1 protein-coding gene is annotated in these 2,722 nt (G+C 74.4%); it reads right to left on the reverse strand.

Translation table 11 applies throughout. From position 1 onward, the window contains the following. Positions 1 to 2,722 (reverse strand): amino acid adenylation domain-containing protein (locus tag AB0E96_RS40305; protein ID WP_359831710.1); only part of this gene is annotated, 2,722 nt, incomplete at both ends.

Consider the following 2,722-nt stretch of genomic DNA (forward strand, 5'->3'; position numbering starts at 1 on the left):
GGTGCGTCCGGCGATGGCGGTGCCGAGGGGGATGTCGGTGCCGGCGCCGAGGCGGGAGTAGAGGGTGGCGAGGGCGGCCTGGAGCACCATGAACAGGGTGGTGCCGCTCTCGCGGGCCAGCGCGGCCAGTCCGGCGTTCAGCTCCGGCGTGGTCCGGGCGGTGACCAGCGCGCCGCGGTGCGAGGCGACGGCGGGTCGCGGTCGGTCGAAGGGGAGCTGGGTCTCTTCCGGGAGGTCGGCGAGTTGCTGGGTCCAGTAGGCGAGTTGGCGGTTGCCGAGGCTGTCGGGGTGGTGTTCGTCGCCGAGCAGGTCGCGTTGCCAGAGGGTGTAGTCGGCGTACTGGACGGGCAGCGGTGCCCAGGTGGGGGCGGCGCCCTGGGCGCGGGCGGCGTAGGCGGTGGAGAGGTCGCGGGCGAGCGGGGCCATGGACCAGCCGTCGCCGGCGATGTGGTGCAGCACCAGGACGAGGACGTGGTCGTCCTCCGTGAGCTCCAGCAGCTCGGCGCGGAACGGGATGTCGGTGGCGAGGTCGAAGGCGTGGGCGGCCGCGCGGGCGACCCGCTCCGCCAGTTCCTCCGCCGATACGACGGCCGTGAGCAGCGGGATCGAGGCGTCCGGCACGATCTCCTGGTACGGCTCGCCGTTCACCGCCGGGTACCGCGTCCGCAGGGCCTCGTGACGGTGAGTCACGTCGTTCAGTGCCGCCTGGAGGGCGTGTCGGTCGATCGGCCCGCGCAGTCGCAGGGCCAGCGGGATGTTGTACGTCGCCCCGCCCTGCTCCCATTCCCGCAGGAACCAGAGGCGCTGCTGGGCGTACGACAACGGCAGCGGCTCGGGCCGGACGGCCGTCGCGGTGAGCGCCGGGCGCCGCTCGCCGCCGTCCCGCAGCACTGCGGCGACGCCGGCCACGGTCGGGTCGCGGAAGAGGACCGCGAACGGGACCTCGGCGCCCAGGGCGGCCCGGATCCGGCTGACCAGCTTCATGCCGAGCAGTGAACTGCCGCCCAGGTCGAAGAAGTTCTGGTCGATGCCGACCTGCTCCCGGCCGAGCAGCTGTGCGAACAGTGCGCACAGCACCTCCTCCTCCGCCGTGCGCGGGCCGCGCAGGCCGTCGGTCGGCTCGGCGGCCGGGGCGGGCAGGGCGGCGCGGTCGACCTTGCCGTTGGAGTTGAGCGGCAGCTCGTCGAGGACCACGAAGGCGGACGGGACCATGTACTCGGGCAGCAGCGCGGCGGCGTGCGCGCGCAGTGCGGCGGTGTCGAGCTCGGCGCCGTCGCCGGGGACGACGTAGCCGACCAGCCGCTTGTCGCCGGGCCGGTCCTCCCGGACGACCACGGTGTGCAGGCCGACGCCGGGGAACGCGGCCAGTGCGGCGGAGATCTCGCCGAGCTCGATCCGGAAGCCGCGGATCTTCACCTGGTGGTCGGCCCGGCCGACGAAGTCCAGAGTCCCGTCGGGCAGTCGGCGCACCAGGTCACCGGTGCGGTAGAGCCGGGCACCGGGCTCGAAGGGGCTGGCCACGAAGCGCTCGGCGGTCAGGCCGGGCCGCTGGACGTAGCCGCGGGCGAGGCCCTCACCGCCCAGGTACAGCTCGCCGGTGACGGCGACCGGGACGGGGCGCAGCGCGTCGTCCAGGACATGGGCGTGCACGTTGTCCATCGGCCGGCCGATCGGCACGGTGGCGCCGACCCGGTGCGGGGCGCGCAGCGGGAGGGCGGTGGCGAAGGTGGTGGTCTCGGTCGGGCCGTAGACGTGGACGAACTCGGTGTCCGGGCACAGGTCGAGGACCCGCTGGATGGCCTCGGGCGAGCAGGCCTCGCCGCCGCTCCACACCTGGCGCAGGGTGCGGAAGACGGTCGGGTCCTCCTCGGCGATCAGGTTGAACAGCGCGGTGGTGAGGAAGGTGCTGCTGATGTCGTGCTCCTCGGCCAGCCGGCGCAGTAGCGGGGCGTCCAGCTGCCCGGCCGGGGCGAGCACGGCCTGGCGGCCGGAGAGCAGCGGCACCCAGATCTCGTAGGTCGCGGCGTCGAAGGCGTGCGAGGAGTGCACCAGCACGCGGTCCTGGGCCGTGCCGTCCCAGGAGCGGTCGGCGGTGAGCGCGAGGATGTCGCGGTGGCTGACGGCCACGCCCTTGGGGGCGCCGGTGGAGCCGGAGGTGAACATCACGTAGGCGAGCCGGTCCGGCTGGACGGACGGCGTCCGGGGCGCGCTGTCGGGGCAGTCCGCGAGCTCCGGGTCGGCGTCGATGGTGAGGGTGCGGACCAGGCCGGCGAAGGCCTCGCCCGGGGTGGTGGCGAGGTCGGTGAGCAGCACGGGGGCGCCGGTCTGCTCGATGACCGAGCGCATCCGGGCCTCGGGGTAGGTGGCGTGCAGCGGGACGTACGCGCCGCCGGCCTTGAGCACGGCCAGCAGGGCGACGATCAGCTCGGCGGAGCGTTCCATCAGCACCGCGACGGCGGTCTCGGGGCCGACGCCGAGGCCGGTCAGGCGGTGGGCCAACCGGTTCGCGCGGCGGTCGAGTTCGGCGTAGGAGAGCGGGCCGTCCACGGTGCGCAGTGCCACCGCGTCGGGTGCGCGGTGCACCTGGGCGGCGAAGGCCGCGACGACGTTCTCCGGGTAGCCGTCGGCCACGGCGTGCAGGCCGCCGGTGTTCTGCCGCGCGATGCCGGTGATGCCGATGTCGCCGATCGCGTTGCCGCCGTCCGTCACCCCGCTGAGCACC

Origin of the sequence: Kitasatospora sp. NPDC036755 (assembly GCF_040636595.1) — a bacterium.
Classification (GTDB): domain Bacteria; phylum Actinomycetota; class Actinomycetes; order Streptomycetales; family Streptomycetaceae; genus Kitasatospora.